Here is a 22,624-nt window from a genome sequence, read left to right as displayed (position 1 = left end):
GTCGAGCCCTGGCGGGCCGTGGACCGCGCCGACTTCGTACCCGCGCGTGTGTGGGTGTCCGACAGGGCTACCGGCCCGCGCCGGGTGCGCCGCAGCCGTACGGCGGCCAGGTCCCGCCGCCGCGGATGGCCGGTCGCCCGGAGCCGACCGGGTTCCAGGACCGGTACTGACGCGACACCGGCAGCACGTCGGCTGAACGGCGCTCGACCGCCGGCCGACCAGCTGACCACTGACGGCCGGCCGACCACTGGCCGGCCGGGTACCGGCTGACCCGACATCGGCCGACCGACAGCGGCGGGCGGAGCCTTCCGTCCGCCCGCGGCCGTGAGTCCACCCCCGCCGACGACTGTCAGGCGCGCGGGGGCAGTTCCGAGTTCGCGCGCAGCACGCCCACCGCGGCGGCGCGCAGATCGGTGATCAACTCGTCGAAGGGCAGCGGCAGTTTGCTGCCGTCGGCCAACCGGCGCTCGGCGTCGGCCAGGGTTGCGGTCACCAGCAGTTGCATGAGGCGCAGCCGTGCGGCGCGGTTTCCCGGCGGCAGGTCCGGCTCATGTGCCGCGAGGGTTTCCCCGATGCGCGCGGTGACCTCCCTGATGCCGCCCGCGACGTCCTCGCCCAGGGGCGGTGAGACGGGCGCGTCCTCCAGCGTGAAGCGGTGCACGAAGCGTGCGTAGTGGCTGTCGTCGCGGGGGTTGTCGCGCATGGCCTCCGCGAGTGGGCGCAGGTAGATGTCCACCAGGGCGCCGAGGTCGTCGCGCCGGCCGCCGGACAGATCCGCGAGGAGTTCCAGGCGGCGCGCGTTGAGGGGTGCGAGGCGGTCCTCGTACAACGCCCTGACCAGGGCGTCCCGCGTGCCGAAGTGGTACTGCACCGCCGAGTTGTTGCGCTGGCCCGCCGCCGCGCCGATCTCCCGCAGCGACACGTCCGCCACGCCGCGCTCCGCGAACAGGCGCTCGGCGGCGTCGAGAATCCGCGCCCGGGTCCGGGTCTTGACATCCATGCGAGCAGTGTAAGACATTCCGTCTCATCGGATTAAGTCAAACTGTCTCATCGGTTCGCGAGGTATGCCCGTGTTCGACATCCACCCCCTCACTCCCGCGATCGGCGCCGAGGTCCGCGGCCTCGACGTGCGCAAACCGCCGCCCCCCGCGGTGTACGCCGCACTCGCCGACGCGCTGCACACCCACCAGGTGCTCTTCTTCCGCGACCAGGACGCCACCGCGTACCACCAGCGCGACTTCGCGGCCGGCTTCGGCGCCTTGCAGCGCTTCCCGTTCGGCAAGCCCGCGGCGCCCGACCTGCCCGAGGTCATGGTGCTGGCGACCGGCGGCGAGGGGCCCAAGGTCTCCAACGCCGACATCTGGCACAGCGACGCGACGTTCATGGCCGCTCCCCCGATGGGGACGATGCTGCGCGCGGTGTCCCTGCCGGCCGTCGGCGGCGACACGCTGTGGGCCGACATGGAGAGTGCGTACCGGTCGCTGTCCGCGCCGATGCGCGCGCTGCTCGACGGGCTCACCGCCGAACACGACTTCACGAAGTCGCGCTCGCACCGGGGCGGCGACATGGACGCGCTGCCTCCCGTCGTCCACCCCGTCGTACGCACCCACCCGGCCACCGGCCGCCGCTGCCTCTACGTGAACCGGATCTTCACCACCCGGATCGTCGAACTCGACGAGCGCGAGAACGAGTTGCTGCTGCCGTTCCTGTTCGACCACGTGACCCGGCCGGAGTTCCAGGTGCGATTCACGTGGCGTACCGGCGACATCGCGCTCTGGGACAACCGCAGCACGCAGCACTACGCGGTCTACGACTACCAGGGCCCGCGCGTCATGCACCGCATCGTCATCGAGGGCGACGCGCCCCGCTGAACCACGCACCCCGGCCGCAAGACCCGTTCTGGAGCCCCCCATGACACCGATGTTCCCGATATCCCCGATGACGCCGACGACCCGGCCGACCCGCGTCCCGCCGACACGAAGACTGGCCCAGCCGACCAGTGTCAGCCGCCGCGTGTTCTCCGCCGGCGTGCTGTCCTCCGCCCTCGCGGCCTCGGTGGCGGCCTGCGGCGGAGGCGGCAACGACTCCGCCGGCGCCCCGGCGGCCGACCCGACGGCCCCCGCGGTGCGCGGCGGCACGGCGACGCTGATGCTGTCCCTGGAGGCGAACGGCTTCGACCCGGCGGCCGTGAACCCCACGGGAATCACGTACGGCACCCGCATGGCCGCGGTGTTCGACGTGCTCGTGTACGCGGACCAGCGCAACGGCGAGGTGCGCCCGCAACTCGCCGAGTCGCTGACCACCCCGGACGGCGGGACGACCTGGGTGCTCCGGCTCCGCCCCGGCGTGCTGTTCTCCGACGGGACGACGCTGGACGCCGACGCGGTCCGCTTCAACTGGGCACGGGCCGCCGACCCGGGCGTACGCTCACCGCAGTTCCGGATCGCCAAGGACCTCCGGCTCGCGGTCACGGACCCGGTCACGCTCACCGTGTCCCTCCCCGCGCCCAACCCGCACTTCGACGGCGTGGTGGCCCGCAGCCTCGCGTTCGTCGGCTCCCCCAAGGCCATCGCCGCGGACCCGGCGGGGTTCGCGGCGAACCCGGTCGGCGCGGGACCCTTCGTCCTGGCCTCGTGGACGCGCGGCAGCCAGATGGTGTTCGAACGCAACCCGCGCTACTGGCAGCCCGAACGCCCGTACCTGGACCGGCTCGTCGTCAGGACGGCGCTGGACGAGCGGCAGCAGGTCGAGACCGTGGCCTCCGGCGGCGCCGACCTGCTGCTCGCCTCGGCGGCCACCCAGGCGGGCGCCGCACGGGACGCGGGCCTCGGTGTGGCGGAGACCGTGACGGCCGGGGGCCTCCTGATCGTCTTCAACACGACGCGGGCACCGTTCGACGACGTCCGCGCACGGCAGGCGTTCGCCGCCGCGCTGGACACCTCCGACCTCGTCAAGACGGTCTACGGCCGGGAGTTGCCCGGATCGACCGGCCTCTTCCCGGCGGGCACGCTGTACGCCGCCCCGGACGCCCGGCAGCCGGGTCAGGACCGCGCCCGCGCCCAAGCGCTGCTCGACGAACTCGCCACCGCCGGCAAGCCGTTGAGGTTCACCTTCACCGCACTCAACAGCCCGGCCTCGCGGAAGACCGCGGAGTACATCCAGAGCCGCCTGCTCACCCTCAAGAACGTGCAGATGGACATCCGCGCCGTCGACGGCCCCGGCTACCAGTCCGGGGTCATCGTCAACCGCGACTTCCAGGCCTCGTTGTTCAGCGTGTCCTTCACGGATCCCGAGCCGGCGCTCTCCGAACTGCTGCGCGGCGGCGGGCCGGCCAATCTCGGCGGGTGGCGGGACGCCGAGGCGGACCGGGCACTGGACGAGGCGCGGACCGCGGTCGACGCGGGCGTGCGGGCCGCGGCGTATGCGCGGGTGCAGCGCATCGCCGCCGAGCAAGTGCCGGTGTGGACGTACCTCGACGCATGCTCGGCGACGGCGTACCGCCGGCAGATCACCGGCATCACGATGTTCGGGGACGCCTGCCTGCTGCCCGACCGGCTGGGCCGCACGGGCTGATCCGGCCGGGTCGACGGAGCCGACGGAGCTGAGAGAGCCGAGAGAGCGGAGTGTGCGACAGCGCCGACGGAGCCGGCCGCGTCGGCGGCGCTCCGCGGAACCCGGCGTGTGCCGTGCGCTCCCCGGGCGGCGCCGTTGCAGGCTGATGGCCATGCGGTGCGCGCACGGGCACCGCATGGCGCCGGTCCCCGAGTTGGGGCCGACGCGCCGCCCACACACGGAAGACGGGTTGTCGCCACATGCACTTGGACCTCACGGGGAAGACCGCCGTGGTCACCGGTTCCAGTCAAGGCATCGGGCTGGCCATCGCCGCCGGGCTGGCCCGCTCGGGCGCGCGGGTCGCGGTCAACGGGCGCGACGCGGGCAAGGTCGACGCCGCGGTCGGGCAGATCCGGCACGGCGCGCCGGGCGCGGACGTGCTCGGCGTCGCGGCGGACCTCGCGACCGACGAGGGCACCGCCGAACTCGTCGACCGGCTGCCGGACATCGACATCCTCGTGAACAACCTCGGCATCTTCGGCGCGCAGGAGCCGCTGGAGATCACCGACGCGGAGTGGCGCCGGTACTTCGAGGTGAACGTGCTGACCGCGGTGCGCCTGACCCGGGCGTACCTGCCCGGCATGACGGACCGCGGCTGGGGCCGGATCCAGTACATCGCCAGCGACTCGGCGTTCGCCGTGCCGGCCGAGATGATCCACTACGGCATGTCCAAGACCGCTCTCCTCGCCGTCTCGCGCGGGTTCGCGAAGGCGGCGGCCGGCAGCGGTGTCACGGTGAACACCGTGGTCGCCGGGCCGACGCACACCGGTGGGGTCGAGGACTTCGTCTACCAGCTGGTGGACCGCTCGCTGCCGTGGGACGAGGCGCAGCGCGAGTTCATGCGCGTGCACCGGCCGCAGTCCCTGCTCCAGCGCCTGATCGAGCCGGACGAGATCGCCGCCATGGTGGTGTACCTCAGCTCCGTGCAGGCGTCGGCGACCACAGGTGCGGCGGTACGCGTCGACGGCGGCTACGTCGACTCGATCGCCCCCTGAGGTGCGCCCCGACCCGGCGGGGCGGGTTCTTCCCGGGCTTGCCTACAGAGCGACGCCCAGGAGCGCGTCGACGGCTCGGGACGCCACGCCGGGGGCGGACTCCTCCGCACCGCCTTCGGTGAGCTGGCGGTCCGCCCACGCGTCCATCGCGGCCAGGGCGCCGGGGGCGTCGAGGTCGTCGGACAGACGCGCGCGCATCTCGGCCAGGAGGGGATCGGCCGACGGGCCGTCGGGGCGCGAGACCGCGGCGCGCCAGCGTTCGAGCCGGGCCTCGGCGGTGGCCAGCACCTCGTCCGTCCACTCCCAGTCGCTGCGGTAGTGGTGCGCGAGTAGCGCCAGGCGCATGGCCATCGGGTCGACGCCGCCCTTGCGAAGCGCGGAGACGAACACCAGGTTGCCGCGCGACTTCGACATCTTCTCGCCGTGCAGCGCGACCATGCCGGCGTGCACGTACGCCTTGGCGTACGGCGCTTCGCCGGTGGCGACCTGCGCGTGCGAGGCGCCCATCTCGTGGTGCGGGAAGACCAGGTCCGAGCCGCCGCCCTGGATGTCGAAGGCCATGCCGAGGTGTTCCAGCGCGATGGCGACGCATTCGACGTGCCAGCCGGGGCGGCCGGGGCCGAGCGGGCTGGGCCACGAGGGCTCGCCGTCGCGCGCCGCGCGCCACAGCAGCGGGTCGAGCGGGTTCTTCTTGCCGGGCCGGTCCGGGTCGCCGCCGCGTTCGGCGGACAGCTTGAGCATCTCCTCGGCGGTGTAGCCCGACACCCCGCCGAAGCGCGCGTCGGAGGCGACCGCGAAGTAGACGTCGCCGTCGACGTCGTACGCCGCGCCCTTGTCCCGCAGGTCCACGATCAGCGGGACGATGCGGTCGATGGCCTCGACGACGCCGATGTAGTGGTCCGGCGGCAGGACGCGCAGGGCCGTCATGTCCTCGCGGAAGAGCGTGGTCTCGCGCTCCGCGAGCTCGGTCCAGTCCTCGCCGTCGCGGGCCGCGCGCTCCAGCAGCGGGTCGTCGACGTCGGTGACGTTCTGCACGTAGTGGACGCGGTGCCCCGCGTCGCGCCAGACCCGCTGGAGGAGGTCGAACGCGACGTAGGTCGCGGCATGCCCCATGTGGGTGGCGTCATAAGGCGTGATGCCGCAGACATAGAGCCCGGCGACGGGCCCCGGGTCGGTCGTGACGAGGTCGCGGGCGGCGCTGTCGAACACGCGCAGGGACGCGCCCTGACCTGGCAGGACGGGCAGTTCGGGTGCGGGCCAGGCATACATGCCTATGAGCGTAACGGTACGTGAGCGCACGCCGGATACCGGCGGGCCGGAATGCGCGCCGCGGCCCGCGTCCGACAGCCGTCCACCCCCGTCCGACGCCCGTACGCCGGCCGCCCGCCGCCCGTCCGCGGCTGCCGCCCCGGGGCCGCCCGCCGCCGTCCACGGAGCGCGGCACAGGCTGCGTCGAAAATCGGAGGAGAACTAGTGGAGAAATTCTCTCCACTTCTGCTACGGTCTTCATCAAGCGGAGGAATTTTCTCCACCTGCACCACGAGGAGACGGCATGAGCGGGGTGGCGGCATGAGCGAGCGGAGCGACGCGGGGCGCAAGGAGTCGGGCGAGGGACGGATGCGGGCCGACGCGCAGCGCAACCGGCAGCTGATCATCGAGGCCGCGCGCGACATCTTCATCGAGTCCGGCGCCGATGCCCCGCTCGACGAGATCGCACGGCGCGCGGGCGTCGGCATCGCGACCCTTTACCGCCGCTTCCCCGACCGCGACGACCTGATCCGCGCCGTCGTGCTCAACACGTTCTCCGCCATGGTCGACGCGGCCCAGGACGCGGAGGCGAACGGCACCGACGCGTACCACGCGCTCCGCCTGTTCATGCACCGCGCGCTGGACGCCAAGATCGGCGCGACCATGCCCGCGCTCGCCGGCCGCGTGGTCTTCGACGACGAGGTCGACGGCGCGCGGCTCGCCGCGGGCACCGTCGTGCAGCGCATCCTCGACACCGCCCAGGAGCAAGGGCTCGTGCGCAAGGACATCGCGTTCGGCGACATCACCTTCATGGTGATCCGCCTGACGCGCCCGCTCCCGGCGATCGCCAAGCTCCTCGTCGACGGCGACCTCGCGCACCGGCACCTCGACATCTACCTCGACGGCCTGCGCGCCGAGGGCGACGGCGAACGCGCCGAACTCCCGGCGCCCGTCGTCACCTTGGCGGACTTCGACAAGGTCCGCAAGCGGCTCGCGAGCGGCCGAGCGGACGACCTCTGACCCCTGGCCGCCACCCGTACGCCCGTCCCGGCGCGCATGCCACCGCACGCCGGCTCCGTTCCGCGCCCCCCGCAACACCGTTCAGGCACACGGCGGGACACACCGCCGTGCCCGGCACACGCACGTCCAAGTCCAAGTCCCCCGGTGCCGCCACCCCGACATCGGACCACGACGAGAATGACGAAGAAGGCGATCGCCATGAGCACACCGGACACCCCGCACAAGGAAGCGGCGGCCGGGGCCTCCCCCTCCGAGGCGGACCCCCGCCGCTGGCTCGCCCTGACGTTCATCGCACTCGCGCAGCTGATGGTCATCATCGACGTGACCATCGTGAACATCGCGCTGCCTTCGGCGCAGCAGGACCTCGACGTGTCCGACTCGTCGCGGCAGTGGGTCATCACGGCGTACACGCTCGCGTTCGGCAGCCTGCTGCTGCTCGGCGGACGCATCGCCGACTACACCGGCCGCAAGCGCACGTTCATGATCGGCCTGGTCGGCTTCGCGGGTGCCTCGGCGCTCGGCGGCGCCGCCAACACGTTCGGGCTGCTGCTGGCCGCCCGCGCGCTCCAGGGCGGCTTCGGCGCCCTCCTCGCCCCCGCCGCGCTGTCCCTGCTCGCGGTCGGGTTCACCGATCCCCGCGAACGCGCCAAGGCGTTCGGTGTGTTCGGGGCGATCGCGGGCGGCGGCAGCGCCCTCGGCCTGGTGCTCGGCGGCGTGCTGACCGAGTACCTGGACTGGCGCTGGTGCTTCTTCGTCAACATCCCCATCGCCGCGATCGCCGGCACCGGCGCCTACATGGTGGTGCGCGAGACCCGCGCCAAGGGCCGCGCGCGGTTCGACATCCCGGGCGTCCTGCTGGTCACCGCGGGCCTGTTCGCGATCGTGTACGGCCTGAGCGAGGCCGAGACCGACGGCTGGGGCTCCGGCACCGTGGTCGGCCTGCTCGTCGGCGGCGCGCTGCTGCTGGGCCTGTTCGCGTACGTCGAGTCCCGGGTCGCCAAGCCGCTGCTGCCGCTGCGCGTGATGCTGGACCGCACCCGCGGCGGTGCGTACCTGGCCATCGGCCTCGCGGTGATCGGGATGTTCGCGATGTTCCTGTTCCTGACCTACTACCTCCAGGTCGTCAAGGGCTTCTCGCCGGTCAAGGCCGGCCTGGCGTTCCTGCCGATGTCGCTGGGCGTGGTGATCAGCGGCGGCGGCCTGTCGTCGCGGCTGCTGCCCAAGGTGGCGCCTCGCGCGCTGATGGTGCCCGGCATGCTCATCGCGGCGAGCGGCATGTTCCTGCTCTCGCGCATCGATGTGGGCACCTCGTACGCGGCCGGCGTCCTGCCCGCCGAGTTCCTGCTCGGTGCGGGCATGGGCCTGGTGATGGCGCCCGCGATGAACTACGCGACGCACGGCGTGCGCGCCGAGGACTCTGGTGTTGCGTCCGCGATGGCCAACACCGCGCAGCAGGTGGGCGGTTCGATCGGCATCGCGCTGCTGAACACGATCGCGACGACCGCGACCGGCGACTACATGAAGGAGCACGGACCGGTGACCCCGCAGGTGCAGCGGGAGGGGCTGGTGCACGGGTTCTCTATCGCGACGACGTACGCCGCGTTCATCCTGGTCGGCGCCGCGGTGCTGGTCGGGTTCCTGATGAACACCCCGCGGCCCGCGCCCGCCAAGGAGGGGGCCGAGATTCCGGCCCGTGCGGTGCACGTGGGCTGACGCCCGCGCGGCGGTGGTACGAAGCGAAGGCCCGGAACCCTGGGAGGGGTTCCGGGCCTTCGCCGTGCGGGTCTCGTGGAGCTGGAGTTCGGCCGGATGGGCGTCTTGTCGGGCGGGCGGCCTACCGGTGCGGTCGCCGGGTGCTGCGATCGGCCGAGTGATGCGGTCGGCCGATTGATGCGGTCGGCCGAGTGGTGGGAGCCCGCGGTCAAATGAGCGGCCAGGGAACCGCCGGGCGCCGCCCCTGGCTCGGCAGCGGGTGCTTCCCGTCCCGCAGGAGCGCCTCGATGCGCGCTCCGACGGCGTCGACTTCGTCCGCGGTGAGGTGGGCCGTCAGCGCGGCGCCCAGAGCGCCGCCGAGGTCGGTGCGCAGCCGCCGCAGCGTCTCGACGGCCTCCTCCGGCAGTTCCTCCCCCGCCCATCCCCACAGCAGGGTCCGCAACTTGTCGTCGGTGTGCAGGCAGATGCCGTGGTCGATGCCGTACACGTGGCCGTCGGCGCCGGGCAGCAGGTGCCCGCCCTTGCGGTCGGCGTTGTTGACCACGGCGTCGAACACCGCGATGCGGCGCATCGGTTCGCTGTCGAGGTGGACGAGCAGCGCGGGCCGGTGGCCGCCCTTGCCGTCCTCCACGGCCACCTGCGCGACCGGCTTCCAGCCCGGTTCGGGTGCCGCCGGGTCCTGGAGGTCGACGAGCCCTTCGGCCGGTTCGCCGTCGATCCACAGCTGGCACATGCCGGTTCCGTACGGCCCCTCGCGCAGCACGGTGGGCGGCACGATGCCCCACCCGGTGGCCTCGCTGAGCGCGTACGTCGCGACCTCGCGGCCCGCGAGCGTGCCGTCCGGGAAGTCCCACAGCGGGCGCTCGCCCGCGACCGGCTTCCAGACGCACGCGCGCGACACGCCGTCGAGCTCGACGCGGCAGTAGAGCGTCGCATTGGAGGCGTCGGTGAGCCGCCCCTCGACGGTGATCTCGCCGCGGGACAGCAGTTCTTCGGCGGCCGACGTGTCCAGGGCGCTGCCGAGGTCCCCGACCGGGCCGTGTGCGGCGCTCAGCGGCGGTACCCGTTCGCGCGGGGGCAGATGTGGCCTTCGGCGTCCATGGGCAGGCCGCAGAACGGACACGGCGGACGGCCGGCGGCGACCACGAGGAGCGCGCGCTTGGCGAACGCGCGGGCCATCGGCCCGGTCAGGCGCACGCGCAGCAGCGGCGGCCCGTCCTCGTCGTCCTCGCCGAGGAGGGTGTCCTCGGGGTTGTCGTCGTCCGGCACCTGCGCCTGCGCCTCGACGACCAGGCGCTCGTCGTCGGAGTCCCACGCGAGGGCCATCGTGCCGACCCGGAACTCCTCGAGGATGGGCACCTGCAGGGGTGCCGCGTCCTCCAGGTCCGGCGGGGCGACGGCCGGTACGGGGGTCTCGCCGCCACTGCGGCGCACGAGCTCGTCGAGGAGCTCGTCGACGCGTTCGGCGAGGACCGCGACCTGGGCCTTCTCCAGCGCGACGCTGGTGACGCGGCCGGCCGCGGAGGCTTGCAGGAAGAAGGTGCGCTGCCCTGGTTCCCCCACCGTGCCGGCGACGAACCGGTCCGGGGGGTCGTACAGGAAGACCTGGCGGGGCACGAGTTGGCTCCGTACTACTCGTACAACGGATTGGACTGGGGGCTCTTGGACTGGGGGCTGCTGGGGGGCTGCTGGGCGTTGGGACGGGGGCTGGGACCGCGCACCGACGAGACGGGCGCCGCCGGACCGGGCGGGCCGGTCGGGACGCCCGACCGTACCGCGCGCGCCGCCCGCGGTGGCGCCGGCGGTCGCGTACGGGCCGGAAGGACCCCTCGCTGCACCCTACGGGGCACCGGCTCCGCCGCCCACCACCGCGTCGTCGGTGGCGGCGGATTTTCCGCGGCGCCGGCGCTTCGCGGCCGGGATCAGACCGGTCACGGCGCCGCCGGTGTCGTTGAGCCGGGCCACGAACGGCCGCATGCGGCCGTAGTTGACGACGGTCAGCGAACAGGGGTCGACCATGATGCGCTGGAAGAGGTCGAGGTGCATGCCCAGGGCGTCGGCGACGATGGCCTTGATCACGTCGCCGTGCGAGCACACGAGGTACTGCGCGTCCGGGCCGTGCTCCGCCTCGATGCGGGCGTTCCAGTCGCGGACCGCCTCGACGGCCCGGGCCTGGGTGTCGCGCAGCGCCTCGCCGCCCTCGCCGGGGAAGACCGCGCCGCTGGGGTGGTTCTGCACGACCGGCCAGAGCGGGTCCTTGACGAGCTTCTTCAGTTCCTGGCCGGTCCAGTCGCCGTAGCGGCACTCGCCCACGCGGTCGTCGACCTGCACGCCGGCGTCGAGCGCGAGCTTGGTGCCCTCGCGGGCCGCGGCGATCTCGGCGGCGGTCTCCCGGCAGCGGTCGAGGGGGCTGGAGACGACCGCGGCGAGCGGCACCTCGGCGATGCGCCGGGCCAGCGCCGCCGCCTGCTCCTTCCCCTTGTCGTCGAGGTGGACTCCGGGGGCCCAGCCCGCCAGAACGCCCGAAGAGTTCGCGGTGGTCCGCCCGTGCCGGACCAGGAGCAGCGTCGCCATCGGATCACTGTACGGCGGTCGCCGGCCAGGTGGCGCGGCCCGGGAGCCGCCATTGCCCCCGCAAACTGCCGCATATCAGACGGCAGGCACCTGCCGCCTCCCCGCCGCGGGGCGGGAGCCGCCACAATGTCTCGCGTGATCGTGGACTGCGCCATCTACCGAAACGGTGTCCGCACCGAAGGCCCGGCCGACTTCTCCGACGCGCTCGACGAGGCGCGGGCGGTCGGCGGCGCCTTCCTGTGGATCGGCCTGCACGAGCCCACGGAGAAGGAGTTCGAGCTCGTCACGAGCGAGTTCGGCCTGCACCCGCTGGCGGTCGAGGACGCCCTGCACGCGCACCAGCGCCCCAAGCTGGAGCTGTACGACGACTCGGTCTTCGTGGTGCTCAAGACGCTCTACTACATCGACGAGACCTCGTCGGTCGAGACCGGCGAACTCATGATCTTCGTGGGCGACTCCTTCATCGTGACGGTCCGGCACGGCCCGGGTAACCCGCTCTCCGAGGTGCGCAAGCGCCTGGAGAAGAAGGAGGACGTGCTGCGGCACGGCCCGGGGGCGGTGCTGTACGCGGTGTGCGACGCGGTCGTGGACACGTACGTCTCGATCGCCTCCGAACTCGAGACCGACCTCCAGGAGATGGAGGGCCGCGTCTTCTCGGCGCACCGCGAAAACGACGCCGAGCGCATCTACCTCCTCAAGCGCGAGGTACTGGAGTTCCGGCGCGCGGCCCAGCCGCTCACCGACCCGATAAGGAAGCTGTCCACCTCCGAGGTCATGTACGTCCCGTCGGAGACGCAGCCGTTCTTCCGCGACGTCGCCGACCACCTCGCGCGCGTCAACGAGCAGGTCGACTCGTTCGACCGGTTGCTGTCCGACGTGCTGAGCGCGAACCTCGCGCAGGTGGGCGTGCGGCAGAACGAGGACATGCGCAAGATCTCCGCGTGGGCCGCGATCGCGGCGGTGCCGACGATGATCGCGGGCGTCTACGGCATGAACTTCGAGCACATGCCGGAGCTGAGGCAGTGGTGGGGCTATCCGGCCGCGTTGATTCTGATGGTGGTCGCGTGTGTGTCGATCCACCGGCTCTTCCGCCGCAACGGCTGGCTGTGAGGCAGCCGGCCGGCCACTCACCGGCAGTGAGGCAACTCGCTGTATGAGGCGACCCGCTGGTTGTGAGGTCACCCACACGCATGACCGAGGCGGTTGCCGCAAACCGCACCCGCAACCCTTTCGAGGCACAGTCGTTGACATCTGTGACGGCCGAGGCGGGGCTGTTCAGAACCCCCGCCCCGGCCGTAAAGCATGGTGTGCGCCGTTTCGTGATCGGTCCGGCACCTTGCCCCGGCCACCCGTGGCGCACTTCCCCGCATAGGCTGGTCCGGTAAGCACGCCAGGGGAGAGCAGGTGGGGATGTTCGGCAGGCCGGGCAGGCAGCGCATGTCGCGGACGCAGCCCCCCGCGGTGCCGGGTTCTGGTGCCGCCGGGGCGGACTGGTCGTCGCACCGCGAACTCGAGGACGCAGTAGGGGCGTACATGCTGCACCCCGACATCGCGCTGGAGGCGCTGGGCTCCGTGCTGGGCCGTCGTCCGGTGCGCGCGTTCACGCTCGAACGCGTCGTCGACATCAACGCCAACGGCACCTCCGTGTGGCAGGAGGCGGCGGTCTGCGACGACCACCGCCTGGTGCTCTGGCACAGCGAGGACATGACGGACGCGACCGCGCCCGGCGGCACGGTCCTCGACTCGTCGGTGCAGGTGATCCCGCTCGGCTCGGTCTCGCACGTGGGCATAAGGACGCTCGTCGGCACGGCGGCGGACGGCGGGCGCGAGATGCGCGGTGCGTACGTGTTCCTCGCGACGCCGACCTTGCAGGAGATCGCGACGGTGCGCGGCGAGGAGGGGACGTCGACGGGGCGTTTCCGGCAGGAGGCGTACCGCTTCAGCAAGTCCCTTGACGACGGAGGCCCGGGCCAGATCCGCCGCCTGCTGGAGTTCGCGCAGGTGGTGGCGGAGCGGGTCCCGGGCCCCCGGTAGAGCGGCGGTCGACCGCCCGGTCGTCGAGTTGTTCCTCGGGTGGGACGGCGGCTCCAGGGGTCAGGCCAGGCCGGACAGTTCCAGTGCCTCGGCGACCGCGCGGACGGTCGCGATGCGGGCGTCGAGCGTGTCGGCCGTGGGGGCGATCGTCAGGGTCGTGACGCCGGTGTCGGCGTACGCCTGCATCCGCTCCGCGATCCGCTCCTTGCTGCCCAGCAGGGCCGTCTTGTCGAGCAGGTCGTGCGGCACGGCCATTCCGGCACCCAGGTAGTCCTTGGCAAGGAACTTGTCCTGGATCTCGGCGGCTTCCTTCTCGTAGCCCATGCGCACCGCAAGCCTGTTGTAGAAGTTCTGCTCGCGGCTGCCCATGCCGCCGATGTAGAGCGCGGCGTGGCCGCGGACGGCGTGCGCGGCCTCGACCGGGTCCTCGCCGAGCACGACCGGGACGGTCGGGACGACGTCGAAGCCGTCCATCGTCAGGCCGGCCTTCTCGCGGCCCGCGCGGACGTGCGCGAGGGAGTCCTCGGAGTGCTCGGGGGCGTAGAAGACGCCGAGCCAGCCGTCCGCGATCTCGCCGGTGAGTTCGAGGTTCTTGGGGCCGACGGCGGCGATGTAGAGCGGGATGTGCTCACGCACCGGGTGCACGGTCAGCTTGACGGGCTTGCCGGGGCCGCCGGGGAGCGGGAGGTCCCAGTGCGCGCCGTGGTGTTCGAGGCGTTCGCGGCGCATGGCCTTGCGGATGATCTCGACGTACTCGCGGGTGCGGGCGAGCGGCTTGTCGAAGCGGACGCCGTACCAGCCCTCGGAGACCTGCGGGCCGGAGACGCCGAGGCCGAGCCGGAACCGGCCGCCGGACAGCGTGTCGAGGGTGGCCGCGGTCATCGCGGTCATGGTCGGCGTGCGGGCCGGGATCTGGAAGATCGCCGAGCCGACGTCGATGCGCTCGGTCTGGGCGGCGACCCAGGAGAGCACGGTGGCGGCGTCGGAGCCGTACGCCTCCGCGGCCCAGCAGACCGAGTAGCCGAGCCGGTCCGCCTCCCGCGCGACGGCCAGGTTGTCGGCGTCGTTGCCCGCGCCGAAGTAGCCGAGGTTGATGCCGAGCCGCATGCCCATGCCGCTGCCTCTCTGCGTGAGGTCGTGGTGTCCCTGGCGGAACCCTACCGGTATAACTACCGCTCAGTAATGCCGACGGGCGGGGGCCCCGGATTCCGAACACCTGACCCGAGGGAGCCGTACGGCCCCGCCATCGTCGCCCTGTCCCTCGGAGCGGCTAGTCTCCCGATCCATGGAGCAGCGACATCTGGGCCGGACCGGGCTGCGGGTCTCCCGCACAGGCCTCGGGACGATGACCTGGGGGCGGGACACCGACGAGCAGGACGCCGCCGACCAGATGAAGGCGTTCCTCGACGCCGGCGGCAACCTCGTCGACACCGCCGACGTCTACGCGGACGGCGAGGCCGAGTACCTGCTCGGACGCCTGCTCGACGGCTACATGCCGCGCTCCGAAGTGGTCATCGCGACCAAGGCGGCGAGCGTGCCGTACAGCGAGCGGCGTTTCGACGGCTCGCGCTCCCATCTGCTCCAGGCGCTCGACGCGTCGCTGGCCCGGCTCGGCACCGACCACGTCGACCTGTGGCAGCTGCACGCGTACGACCCGGCGACGCCGCTCGACGAGACGCTGCACGCCCTCGAACTCGCCGTCTCGTCGGGGCGCGCGCGGTACGTCGGCGTCTCGAACTTCTGCGGCTGGCAGCTCGCCAAGGCCGCGACCTGGCAACTCGTCGCGCCCGGGCGCGTCGTCATCGCCAGCGCGCAGATGGAGTACTCCCTGCTGCAGCGCGGCATCGAACGCGAGGTGCTGCCGGCCGCCGTGGACCTCGGGGTTGGCCTGCTCCCGTGGTCGCCGCTCGGGCGCGGGGTCCTGACCGGCAAGTACCGGCACGGAATGCCGGCCGACTCGCGCGGGGCGTCGGCGGACATGGGGCCGTTCGTCGCGACGTACCTCGACGCCGACTCGCGGCGGATCGTGGACGCGGTCGCGACGGCCGCGGACGGCCTCGGCGCGGCACCCATCGAGGTGGCGCTGTCGTGGGTGCGCGACCGGCCCGGCGTCGTCGCCCCCATCGTCGGGGCGCGCAACTCCGGCCAGTTGCGGGCGTCGCTGGCGGCGGAGGCGCTGACCCTGCCGACCGAGATCCGCAACGCCCTCGACGACGTGTCGGCGCCCCTCACCGGCTATCCCGACCACGACTGGAGTCAGGCGTAGGGCGAACCGGGACCGTGGGGCGGCGGGATCAGGCGTAGGACGTGGGCAGGCTCGGGGACGGCGTGAACGGCATGGACGACGAAGAGAAGAACCACCAGGCGAAGGCCGGCAAGGCTGCGGGGGTGAGCGGTAAGGCCGCGGCGGCCGAAGGGACTGCGGCGGCTGAGAAGGCTGCGGCGGTTGAGAAGGCTGCGGCGGCCGGGAAAGCTGCGGCGGCCGAGAAGGCTGCGGGAGCGGCCGACGAAGCTGCGGCCGGCGGAAACGCCGCGGGAGCGACCGGCGGCGGGTCGGCGGCGGAGGGCGGGCAGGCGCCGGTGAATCCGGCGCTGGCCGCCGCGCGGGCGGCGCTCGCGGCGCTCGACAAGGCCAACGCGGAGAGCGAGTCGAACCGCGACGAACTGGCCGCGGCCTGGCAGGCGCTCAGCACGCTCGGCGAGGAGCACGGCGGCGGGCCGGTGGGCGAGGACGCCCCGCGCGCGCCCGGCGGCCGTGGGCGGACCACCCGAGTCTCGGACACCGAGTGGGCGCTTCCGGTGGTCGACGCTCCCCCGACGCAGTACGACGTGTACCCGGACCCGGCTCCGGGGCCGGGGCCGGATGCCGGGCCGCGTCCCGGGACGCAACCCGTCGCCCCGGCGCCAGAGCCGGAGCGCGCGGCGTCGCGGCCCGGCGGGAGCGGGCGTACCGCCGCCGCGCGGCCGCGTCTCACCGGCGACCCCGACGCGGACTGGGCGGCGCCCGTGCTCGACGCGCCGCCCGCGCCCCCGGTCGACGAGGCGGCAACGTACGCGTCGGACGAAGCGGATGGCGCGGATGGCGCGGACGGGACGGCGAGGGCGGCGTACGCAGCCGGCGACCAGGCCCCTCGGGCGGCCGAGGCGCGCGAATCCGGGGGCGGCGAGGCGTTGTTCGACGTACGGCGCCCCGCTCCGGACGCCCCCGGATCAACCGCCCGGGGGTTCGCCGCCTCCGCGCGCTTCGACGACGCGCGCGAGCCCGACGAGTCCGTTCTGGCGGCCGTACGCGACGTGCTGGCGGCAGGCGGCGCGCCCGCGCGGCTCGCGGACCAGGCAGTGGTCTCGCTCGGCCCGGACGCGGCCGTTCTGCTGACCGAGGACCCGTGGAACCTTCTTGCCCTGCCCGGTATTTCGCCGCAGCAGGCGGATCTCTTCGCACAGGCCGGGGCGGGTGGCCCGGCCGATTCGGACGAGCCCCGGCGTACCCGCGCACTTGTGCTCTGGACCCTCGCGGGCGCGGCCCGGGACAGCGGCCACACCGCCGTCGAGGTCGAGGCCGTCGTGTCCGCGCTCGAAGGCCTGGGAGTGCGGGACGCGCCGGGGGCGGTCCGGGCCGCCTACGATGCCGGCCGGATCATGGCCTTCGCGGAGCGCCCGCCGTCGGCGGAGTCGGCGGAGTCGGCGGACGAGGACTTCGACGGTGCCGACGGGGGTGACTTCGACGAGGAGTACGACGAGGGCTTCGACGACGTGGGGCCCGGCGGGTTCGAGGACCCCTTCGAGGGGCCGTCCGATCGCCTGCTCGTCGCGCTGGAACGCCACGCCCTCGCCGAGGAGAGCATCGCCGACGCCGTACTGCGCCTGATCTCGACGGCGGGGGTGGCGGACGACGGCACCGGCTTCGTCGGCGGCTCGGGCGGCGGCGCTGACCTCGGGGAAGCGCTGCGCGATGCCGCGGTCGCGCTCTACGTCACGGGAGCGGGCGAGGATCCGCCCGCCGCGGCACTGGAGGTCGCGGCCCGTGCCGCGAAGTCCGCCCGTGTGGTCGTCGCCTCGCCGACCGTCGACGGTCGGATGCGCCTGGCCGCCGCCGTGCCCGGGGTGTCCGGGGAAGTACCCGGCCCGGTCACGGTGCACGGTCTCCTCGTCGGCACGGAAGGCCCCGGCCGGACGCCGGAGGGTCTACTCGACCTCGACCTCCTCGTCGTCGCCGAATCGCACCTGCTCGACGTGCAGACCGCCGCCTCCTTGCTCGAAGCCGTGCCGGACGGCGGGCGCGTCGTGCTGTGCGGGGATCCCGACGAGCTGGAACCGTCGGCCCCGGGGCGGGTGTTCGCCGACGTGGTGGCAAGCGGCGTGCTGCCGGTCGTGGCCTCCCGTGCCCAGGCGCCGGGCGTGCTGGGCTCGTTGGCCGCGGCGGTGCGGGGCGGCACGCTGCCGCCCGTGGAGTCGCCGGACCGCGAGGTCGTGCTCGTGGGCGCGCGCGCCGCGGCGGAGGCCGTGCACCGATGCGTGCAGCTCGTGGCCGACTCGATCCCGCGCGCACTGGGCATCCCGGCGGAAGACGTCCTGGTGGTGACGCCGGCCGACGGCGGGAGCGCCGGCACGACCGCGCTCAACGCGGCCCTCAAATCCCGCCTCAATCCCGGGCCCGGGCAGTACGCCGGGTTCGACATCGGCGATCGTGTGGTCCGCGTACCGGCACCTCGTACCACCGGGCTGGTCGAGGGGCGTGTGGTGGCGGCGGGGCCGGAGGGGCTTGCGGTGGCGTACCGCGACGACCCCGATGCTCCGGTGACCGTGCCCCGGGCGCGGATCGGCGAGCTGCGCCACGGCTGGGCGGTGACGGTGCGTCAGGCGCTGGGCGTACGACGGCCAGGGGTCGTCGCAATGCTGCCCGGCGACGCGGGGCCGCTGGTGACGCGTGCGCTCGTCTACACCGCGTTCACGCGGGCGCGGCGACACTTGTCGGTCGTGTACCCGGTGGGCGGCACGCTGCCGCAGGCGGTCGCGCGTCCCGGCGGAAGTGTGCGGACGACCCGGCTGGCGGCTGCGCTGCGCGAGGCCGCGGCGGAGGCGGGCTTCGAGGTCCGGGACGGGGCCTGAGCCGGCGTCGGGCCGACTGCTTGGCCCGCGTCGGGCCGACCGGTCCCTCAGGACCGGTCAGCGCAGGTCTTCCTCCAGCGCCTCGAGGTCGTCCTCGTACGCGGTACTCGTCTCGAACCGGTAGATGACGCCCTGGGGGTCGACGTCGTCGAACGGCGCGTCCAGCCACTCCCCCGGCTCGGCCTGCTCGATCGCGGTGACCCACAGTGTGGAGTCGCCCGACTCCAGACCGATCTCCTCGGCGCGCGCGGCGATCTCGTCGGGGTCGTAGACGTCGAACAGCACCGCGAGTGCGGTCGACGTGGTCTCGACCCCTTCCCCGCCGCCGGGTTCCCCGGCCTCCGCGTCGGCCCGGCGCGCGTGGTCGAGCAGGGTCAACGCGTCCTTCACGAGGTAGTCGCGGCGGATGAGGACGCTGATGGCGTCGGGATTCTCGGGGCCGAGGTACTCCTCGGCCTCGGAACGGTCGGGCACCTCGAAGGGGGTGACCTCGTCGTAGACGTCGTAGAGCAGTTCGTCGTACGCCTCGGCGGCGGATGCCAGCTCGTCGTACGCCGCGAACACGGCCGGGTCGCTCTCCCCCTGGCGCCGCTCGACTGCGGCCAGGTGGCGGTCGACGGCCGACTTGAGTGCCTCGGCGGCTGCTCGGACCTGCTCGGGCGTGGGCTGCGCAACACCGGTCATGGCATGACGCTATCCGCAACAGCCCCCGTTGCGCACAAAGCTTGCGACGCCCGGGGTCCCGAGGGCGGCAAAACGATCCCGGCGCGGGGCCCCGGGGCGGTTTTCCCGGGCCCTGTCCCGAATATCCGGTTGAGGAGGCGGGGTAACCTCCTGCCATGCAGGGGACCGAGCCGAACACGGGAACTCGTACGCGGGTGGGCGGCACTCAATACGAGTTCCAGCAATTGCACCTGCCGCGAGGCACGTCGCGCAGTGACGCGCGGCGCATTCTGACCGAGCAGGCGGAGTACGGGCTGTGGGAGCTGGAGCGGCTCACCATCCGCCGGGACGGGAGTCGTCGCGTACTGCTGCGCAGACGCATCATCAGGCAGCTCCGGCTGACATGACATGACCCGACCGGCCGCGCCGCGGTCGTGCGCGGACGGAGACAAAAGGCGAAGGCCGCCCACCCCTTTGCGGGGTGGGCGGCCTTCACTGTTGTGCTGCGTACGTGATCAGTGTCGCGTACGGGTGTGCGGTCAGCTCTCGCTCGGGCGGGAGCGTCGGTAGAGCACCACGCCACCGAGCAGGAACGCAGCGCCGGCCGGGGCCAGCACCATCGTTGCGGCACCAGTGCTCGCGAGACCGCTCCGGTGCGTTCCGTTGCCGCCGGTGTTGTCACCGGGGGGCGGGGGAAGGCTGGGCGACTCGCTGCCGGGCGGAGGCGGCGGCGTCTTGGGCGGGTTGGTGGTCTTCGGCGGCTTCGTCGTCGGCGGCTTGGTCGTCGGAGGGTGAGTCGTCGGAGGGTTGGTGGTCGGGGGCTGCGTGGTCGGCGGCTGAGTCGTCGGCGGCTGAGTCGTCGGCGGCTGAGTCGTCGGGGGCTTCGTCGTCGGCGGCTTCGTCGTCGGCGGCTTGGTCGTCGGCGGCTTGGTCGTCGGCGGGTGCGTGGTCGGCGGCTTGGTCGTCGGCGGGTGAGTCGTCGGCGGCTTCGTCGTCGGGGGGCACGTGGTCGGCGGCGGCGGCGGAGGCGGCGTCGTCGGCGGGCACGTGGTCGGCGGGGGCGGCGGAGGCGACGAAGGCGGCGGGCCCAGCGTGGGCGGGCACGTCGCGTTCGGACCGCAGTGCGGCGGCTTCGTCGGCGGCTTGTACGGCTTGCCGCCCGATACGTTCGCGCACTTGTTGCCGAAGGCCGGGTTGAGCAGACCCACGACATTCACGGTGTTGCCGCACACGTTGACCGGCACATGGACCGGAACCTGCACGACGTTGCCCGAGGCCACACCCGGCGAACCCACTGCGGCCCCTTGCGCACCGCTGCCGGCGTTGGCGATGCCTACCGCGGCGGACGCGAGTGCGCCCGACGCCGCGATGGCAACCAACAGCCCCTTCTTGGCAAGCTGTTGCATAGGAGAATCCCCTGTGTCTTCCGTGTGAGGGGCGGGACAGTTGCCCCGCAACGGCATTAACAGGGTTCGATCACTTCAAGTCACTTAAGGAGCCGCGTACACGCTCAAAGTTCGCCCGATCGGATGAGATTCTGGAATTCCGACGACCATCAGATTGCGCCATCCGATTCCGTATCGAACGCAAACGAAACCAGGCGAACAGCCTTGTCCGGCAGGCGAAACGAAACAGCCCCGGAGCGAAAGCTCCGGGGCTGTTCGTGAGCCCTGGCTATACCCGAGTCGGGCGCCGGAGGATCAGACGTTGGCGCAGAAGTTGCCGAACGCGGGGTTCAGCACGCCGATGACGCTGACCGTGTTGCCGCAGAGGTTCACGGGGACGTGAACCGGCACCTGGATCTGGTTGCCGGACGCGACACCGGGCGAACCGACGGCCGCGCCGTCCGCGTCCGCGTCGGCCATCGCCATGCCGCTGCCCGCGAGCGCCAGTCCGCCGGTCGCGGCGGCCAGAACCACGACCTTGCCGATCTTCTTCATGTGTTTCAGTCCTCCTTGTCGGAACCACGGCACGCTTGCGCGCCGCACAAGGGGAAACGACATCGCTCGGCGCAGGCTACGGACCACCTGAACGATTCACCTTTTAGGGTTCACCCGAACGACGGCTCGTGGCCCCCGGACCCGTCCATGTCCGGGCAATCCGCCGTCAGCACGCGTCGAGGAACCGGTCGAGCACGCGTACGCCGAACTTCAGTCCGTCGACCGGGACTCGCTCGTCCACACCGTGGAACATGCCCGCGAAGTCGAGGTCCGCGGGCAGCTTGAGCGGGGCGAAGCCGAAGCACCGAATGCCTAGATCCGCAAAGGACTTCGCGTCCGTCCCACCGGACAGGCAGTACGGCACCGCGCGCGCGCCGGGGTCCTCCGCACGCAGCGACGCCGCCATGGCCTCGACCAGCGCACCGTCGAAGTCCGTCTCCAACGCCTTGTCGCCGTGCACCCGTTCGCGCCGCACGCGCGGCCCGAGCACGGCGTCCAACTCGGCGTAGAACTCGTCCTCGTACCCCGGCAGGAACCGCCCGTCCACGTGCGCGGTCGCCTGCCCCGGGATCACGTTCACCTTGTACCCGGCGCCGAGCATCGTCGGCTGCGCGGTGTTGCGGATCGTCGCCCCGATGATGCGCGCGATGGGCCCCAGCTTCTCGATGGCGCCCTCGACGTCCTCCGGGTCCAGGTCGATGCCCAGCGCGTCGGCGACCTCCTCCAGGAACGCGCGCACGCTCTTGGTCAGGCGTACCGGGAACTGATGCGACCCCAGCCGCGCGACCGCCTCACACAGCTCGGTGATCGCGTTGTCCTTGTTGATCATCGACCCGTGGCCCGCGGTCCCGTCGACGACCAGCTTCATCCACTCCATACCCTTTTCGGCCGTCTCGATCAGGTACAGCCGCAGGTCGTCGTTCACCGTGAACGAAAAACCCCCGACCTCCCCGATCGCCTCGTTGCAGCCCTCGAACAGGTCGGGCCGCGTGTCGACGAGATGCCGTGCCCCGTACGTCCCGCCGGCCTCCTCGTCCGCCAGGAACGCCAGCACCACGTCCCGCGGCGGCTTCCGCCCCGACCGCATCCGGTCCCGCACCACCGCGAGCACCATCGCGTCCATGTCCTTCATGTCGACCGCCCCGCGCCCCCACACGCACCCGTCGGCGATCTCCCCCGAGAAGGGGTCGTACGTCCAGTCCGCCGCGTTCGCCGGCACCACATCCGTGTGCCCGTGAATCAACAGCCCCGGCCGACTCCGGTCCTCCCCCTCGATCCGCACCACCGTGCTGGCGCGCCCCCGCTCCGACTCGAACACCTCCGGCTCGAGCCCCACCTCCGCCAGCTTCTCCGCCACCCACTCCGCCGCGGCCCGCTCCCCCGGCCCGGAGCCGTCCCCGAAGTTGCTCGTGTCGATCCGGATCAGATCCCGGCACAGCTCGACAACCTCAAGCTCCCCAGCACCCTCCACGCCAACACCCCTCTCACCCTGGTCTCACCCGAAACCGACCAACCGCTACCCACCCCATCCTGCACCCGCCCCCACCCCCACGACCCCCACCACGCCCCCGATCCGTCCACCCCCCGATCTTTGGTATGGTTCTCGTCGTCGCCCCGACCAAAAAGTCACGGGCCACACACCCGGTCCGGGTGGCGGAATAGGCAGACGCGCTAGCTTGAGGTGCTAGTGCCCGAAAGGGCATGGGGGTTCAAGTC

Annotated in this window: 20 protein-coding genes and 1 pseudogene; 10 read left to right on the top strand and 11 right to left on the bottom strand. The window is 72.5% G+C overall.

Going from position 1 to position 22,624, the window contains the following annotated elements; translation table 11 throughout:
• Window positions 1–349: 349 nt before the first annotated feature.
• A complete protein-coding gene (locus AB0C36_RS36370) occupies window positions 350–1,000 on the bottom strand; it encodes a TetR/AcrR family transcriptional regulator (protein WP_358362753.1) in 651 nt (216 codons plus the stop codon).
• Window positions 1,001–1,070: 70 nt separating this feature from the next.
• Between AB0C36_RS36370 and AB0C36_RS36365 the strand changes: the two genes are divergently transcribed.
• From AB0C36_RS36365 to AB0C36_RS36355, 3 genes are all read left to right on the top strand, one after another.
• Window positions 1,071–1,871: a TauD/TfdA dioxygenase family protein gene (locus AB0C36_RS36365; RefSeq protein WP_358362751.1), complete on the top strand. Its 801-nt coding sequence runs from the start codon at window positions 1,071–1,073 to the stop codon at window positions 1,869–1,871.
• A gap of 40 nt (window positions 1,872–1,911) precedes the next feature.
• Complete coding sequence (locus AB0C36_RS36360; protein ID WP_358362750.1) at window positions 1,912–3,573, top strand: ABC transporter substrate-binding protein; 1,662 nt, start codon at window positions 1,912–1,914, stop codon at window positions 3,571–3,573.
• 239 nt (window positions 3,574–3,812) lie between these two features.
• On the top strand, window positions 3,813–4,607 hold the full coding sequence (locus AB0C36_RS36355) for an SDR family NAD(P)-dependent oxidoreductase (protein WP_358362748.1): 795 nt from the start codon (window positions 3,813–3,815) through the stop codon (window positions 4,605–4,607).
• A 42-nt stretch (window positions 4,608–4,649) separates the two neighbouring features.
• On the opposite strand, the gene mshC is transcribed toward AB0C36_RS36355, so the two are convergent.
• Window positions 4,650–5,876 (bottom strand): cysteine--1-D-myo-inosityl 2-amino-2-deoxy-alpha-D-glucopyranoside ligase, encoded by a 1,227-nt coding sequence (gene mshC / locus AB0C36_RS36350; RefSeq protein WP_358362747.1) that lies wholly within the window; start codon window positions 5,874–5,876, stop codon window positions 4,650–4,652.
• Window positions 5,877–6,176: 300 nt separating this feature from the next.
• On the opposite strand from mshC, the gene AB0C36_RS36345 reads away from it, so the two are divergent.
• Both AB0C36_RS36345 and AB0C36_RS36340 read left to right on the top strand, forming a co-directional pair.
• Window positions 6,177–6,875: a TetR/AcrR family transcriptional regulator gene (locus tag AB0C36_RS36345; RefSeq protein ID WP_358362746.1), complete on the top strand. Its 699-nt coding sequence runs from the start codon at window positions 6,177–6,179 to the stop codon at window positions 6,873–6,875.
• A 198-nt stretch (window positions 6,876–7,073) separates the two neighbouring features.
• A complete protein-coding gene (locus tag AB0C36_RS36340; protein ID WP_358362745.1) occupies window positions 7,074–8,588 on the top strand; it encodes an MFS transporter in 1,515 nt (504 codons plus the stop codon).
• Window positions 8,589–8,796: 208 nt separating this feature from the next.
• Here AB0C36_RS36340 and AB0C36_RS36335 read toward each other — a convergent pair whose 3' ends face one another.
• From AB0C36_RS36335 to AB0C36_RS36325, 3 genes are all read right to left on the bottom strand, one after another.
• Entirely contained in the window at window positions 8,797–9,669 is an 873-nt protein-coding gene (locus AB0C36_RS36335) for an SCO1664 family protein (RefSeq protein WP_435839184.1), read from the bottom strand.
• Entirely contained in the window at window positions 9,639–10,205 is a 567-nt protein-coding gene (locus tag AB0C36_RS36330; RefSeq protein WP_358362744.1) for a DUF3090 domain-containing protein, read from the bottom strand. Before AB0C36_RS36330 ends, AB0C36_RS36335 begins: the two co-directional genes overlap by 31 nt.
• 222 nt (window positions 10,206–10,427) lie before the next feature.
• Window positions 10,428–11,162 (bottom strand): histidine phosphatase family protein, encoded by a 735-nt coding sequence (locus AB0C36_RS36325; protein ID WP_358362742.1) that lies wholly within the window; start codon window positions 11,160–11,162, stop codon window positions 10,428–10,430.
• 126 nt (window positions 11,163–11,288) lie between these two features.
• Between AB0C36_RS36325 and corA the strand changes: the two genes are divergently transcribed.
• Together corA and AB0C36_RS36315 are read left to right on the top strand one after the other, a co-directional pair.
• The gene (gene corA / locus AB0C36_RS36320; protein WP_358362741.1) at window positions 11,289–12,272 is read left to right on the top strand and encodes a magnesium/cobalt transporter CorA; all 984 of its coding nucleotides are present in this window, start codon (window positions 11,289–11,291) and stop codon (window positions 12,270–12,272) included.
• Between the two features lie 300 nt (window positions 12,273–12,572).
• Window positions 12,573–13,196 carry a hypothetical protein gene (locus AB0C36_RS36315; RefSeq protein WP_358362740.1) on the top strand — a complete coding sequence of 208 codons (624 nt, stop codon included), beginning with the start codon at window positions 12,573–12,575 and terminating at the stop codon, window positions 13,194–13,196.
• 60 nt (window positions 13,197–13,256) lie between these two features.
• On the opposite strand, the gene AB0C36_RS36310 is transcribed toward AB0C36_RS36315, so the two are convergent.
• The gene (locus AB0C36_RS36310) at window positions 13,257–14,303 is read right to left on the bottom strand and encodes an LLM class F420-dependent oxidoreductase (RefSeq protein ID WP_358362755.1); all 1,047 of its coding nucleotides are present in this window, start codon (window positions 14,301–14,303) and stop codon (window positions 13,257–13,259) included.
• Window positions 14,304–14,481: 178 nt separating this feature from the next.
• Here AB0C36_RS36310 and AB0C36_RS36305 point away from each other — a divergent pair, with 178 nt between their 5' ends.
• Together AB0C36_RS36305 and AB0C36_RS36300 are read left to right on the top strand one after the other, a co-directional pair.
• Window positions 14,482–15,462, top strand: coding sequence for an aldo/keto reductase (locus AB0C36_RS36305; protein ID WP_358362738.1), 981 nt, complete (start codon window positions 14,482–14,484; stop codon window positions 15,460–15,462).
• A 41-nt stretch (window positions 15,463–15,503) separates the two neighbouring features.
• The gene (locus AB0C36_RS36300; protein WP_358362736.1) at window positions 15,504–18,305 is read left to right on the top strand and encodes a helix-hairpin-helix domain-containing protein; all 2,802 of its coding nucleotides are present in this window, start codon (window positions 15,504–15,506) and stop codon (window positions 18,303–18,305) included.
• Window positions 18,306–18,362: 57 nt separating this feature from the next.
• Here AB0C36_RS36300 and AB0C36_RS36295 read toward each other — a convergent pair whose 3' ends face one another.
• Entirely contained in the window at window positions 18,363–18,989 is a 627-nt protein-coding gene (locus AB0C36_RS36295; RefSeq protein ID WP_358362734.1) for a hypothetical protein, read from the bottom strand.
• Between the two features lie 155 nt (window positions 18,990–19,144).
• Between AB0C36_RS36295 and AB0C36_RS36290 the strand changes: the two genes are divergently transcribed.
• Window positions 19,145–19,375 (top strand): DUF5703 family protein, encoded by a 231-nt coding sequence (locus AB0C36_RS36290; protein WP_358362732.1) that lies wholly within the window; start codon window positions 19,145–19,147, stop codon window positions 19,373–19,375.
• A gap of 271 nt (window positions 19,376–19,646) precedes the next feature.
• Here AB0C36_RS36290 and AB0C36_RS36285 read toward each other — a convergent pair whose 3' ends face one another.
• From AB0C36_RS36285 to AB0C36_RS36270, 4 genes and pseudogenes are all read right to left on the bottom strand, one after another.
• Window positions 19,647–20,144, bottom strand: a complete 498-nt coding sequence (locus AB0C36_RS36285) for a hypothetical protein (protein ID WP_358362759.1) — start codon at window positions 20,142–20,144, stop codon at window positions 19,647–19,649.
• A gap of 50 nt (window positions 20,145–20,194) precedes the next feature.
• Window positions 20,195–20,374 (bottom strand): annotated as a pseudogene (locus AB0C36_RS43305) (chaplin family protein); the annotation flags it as partial.
• A gap of 294 nt (window positions 20,375–20,668) precedes the next feature.
• On the bottom strand, window positions 20,669–20,908 hold the full coding sequence (locus tag AB0C36_RS36275) for a chaplin (RefSeq protein ID WP_358362730.1): 240 nt from the start codon (window positions 20,906–20,908) through the stop codon (window positions 20,669–20,671).
• 166 nt (window positions 20,909–21,074) lie between these two features.
• Window positions 21,075–22,379, bottom strand: coding sequence for a M20/M25/M40 family metallo-hydrolase (locus AB0C36_RS36270; RefSeq protein ID WP_358362728.1), 1,305 nt, complete (start codon window positions 22,377–22,379; stop codon window positions 21,075–21,077).
• Window positions 22,380–22,624 lie beyond the last annotated feature (245 nt).

This window comes from Streptodolium elevatio (genome assembly GCF_040649515.1).
GTDB classification, from domain to species: domain Bacteria; phylum Actinomycetota; class Actinomycetes; order Streptomycetales; family Streptomycetaceae; genus Yinghuangia; species Yinghuangia elevatio.
Note: the sequence above shows the minus strand (reverse complement) of the source record. Positions and strands in the feature narration are given on the sequence as shown.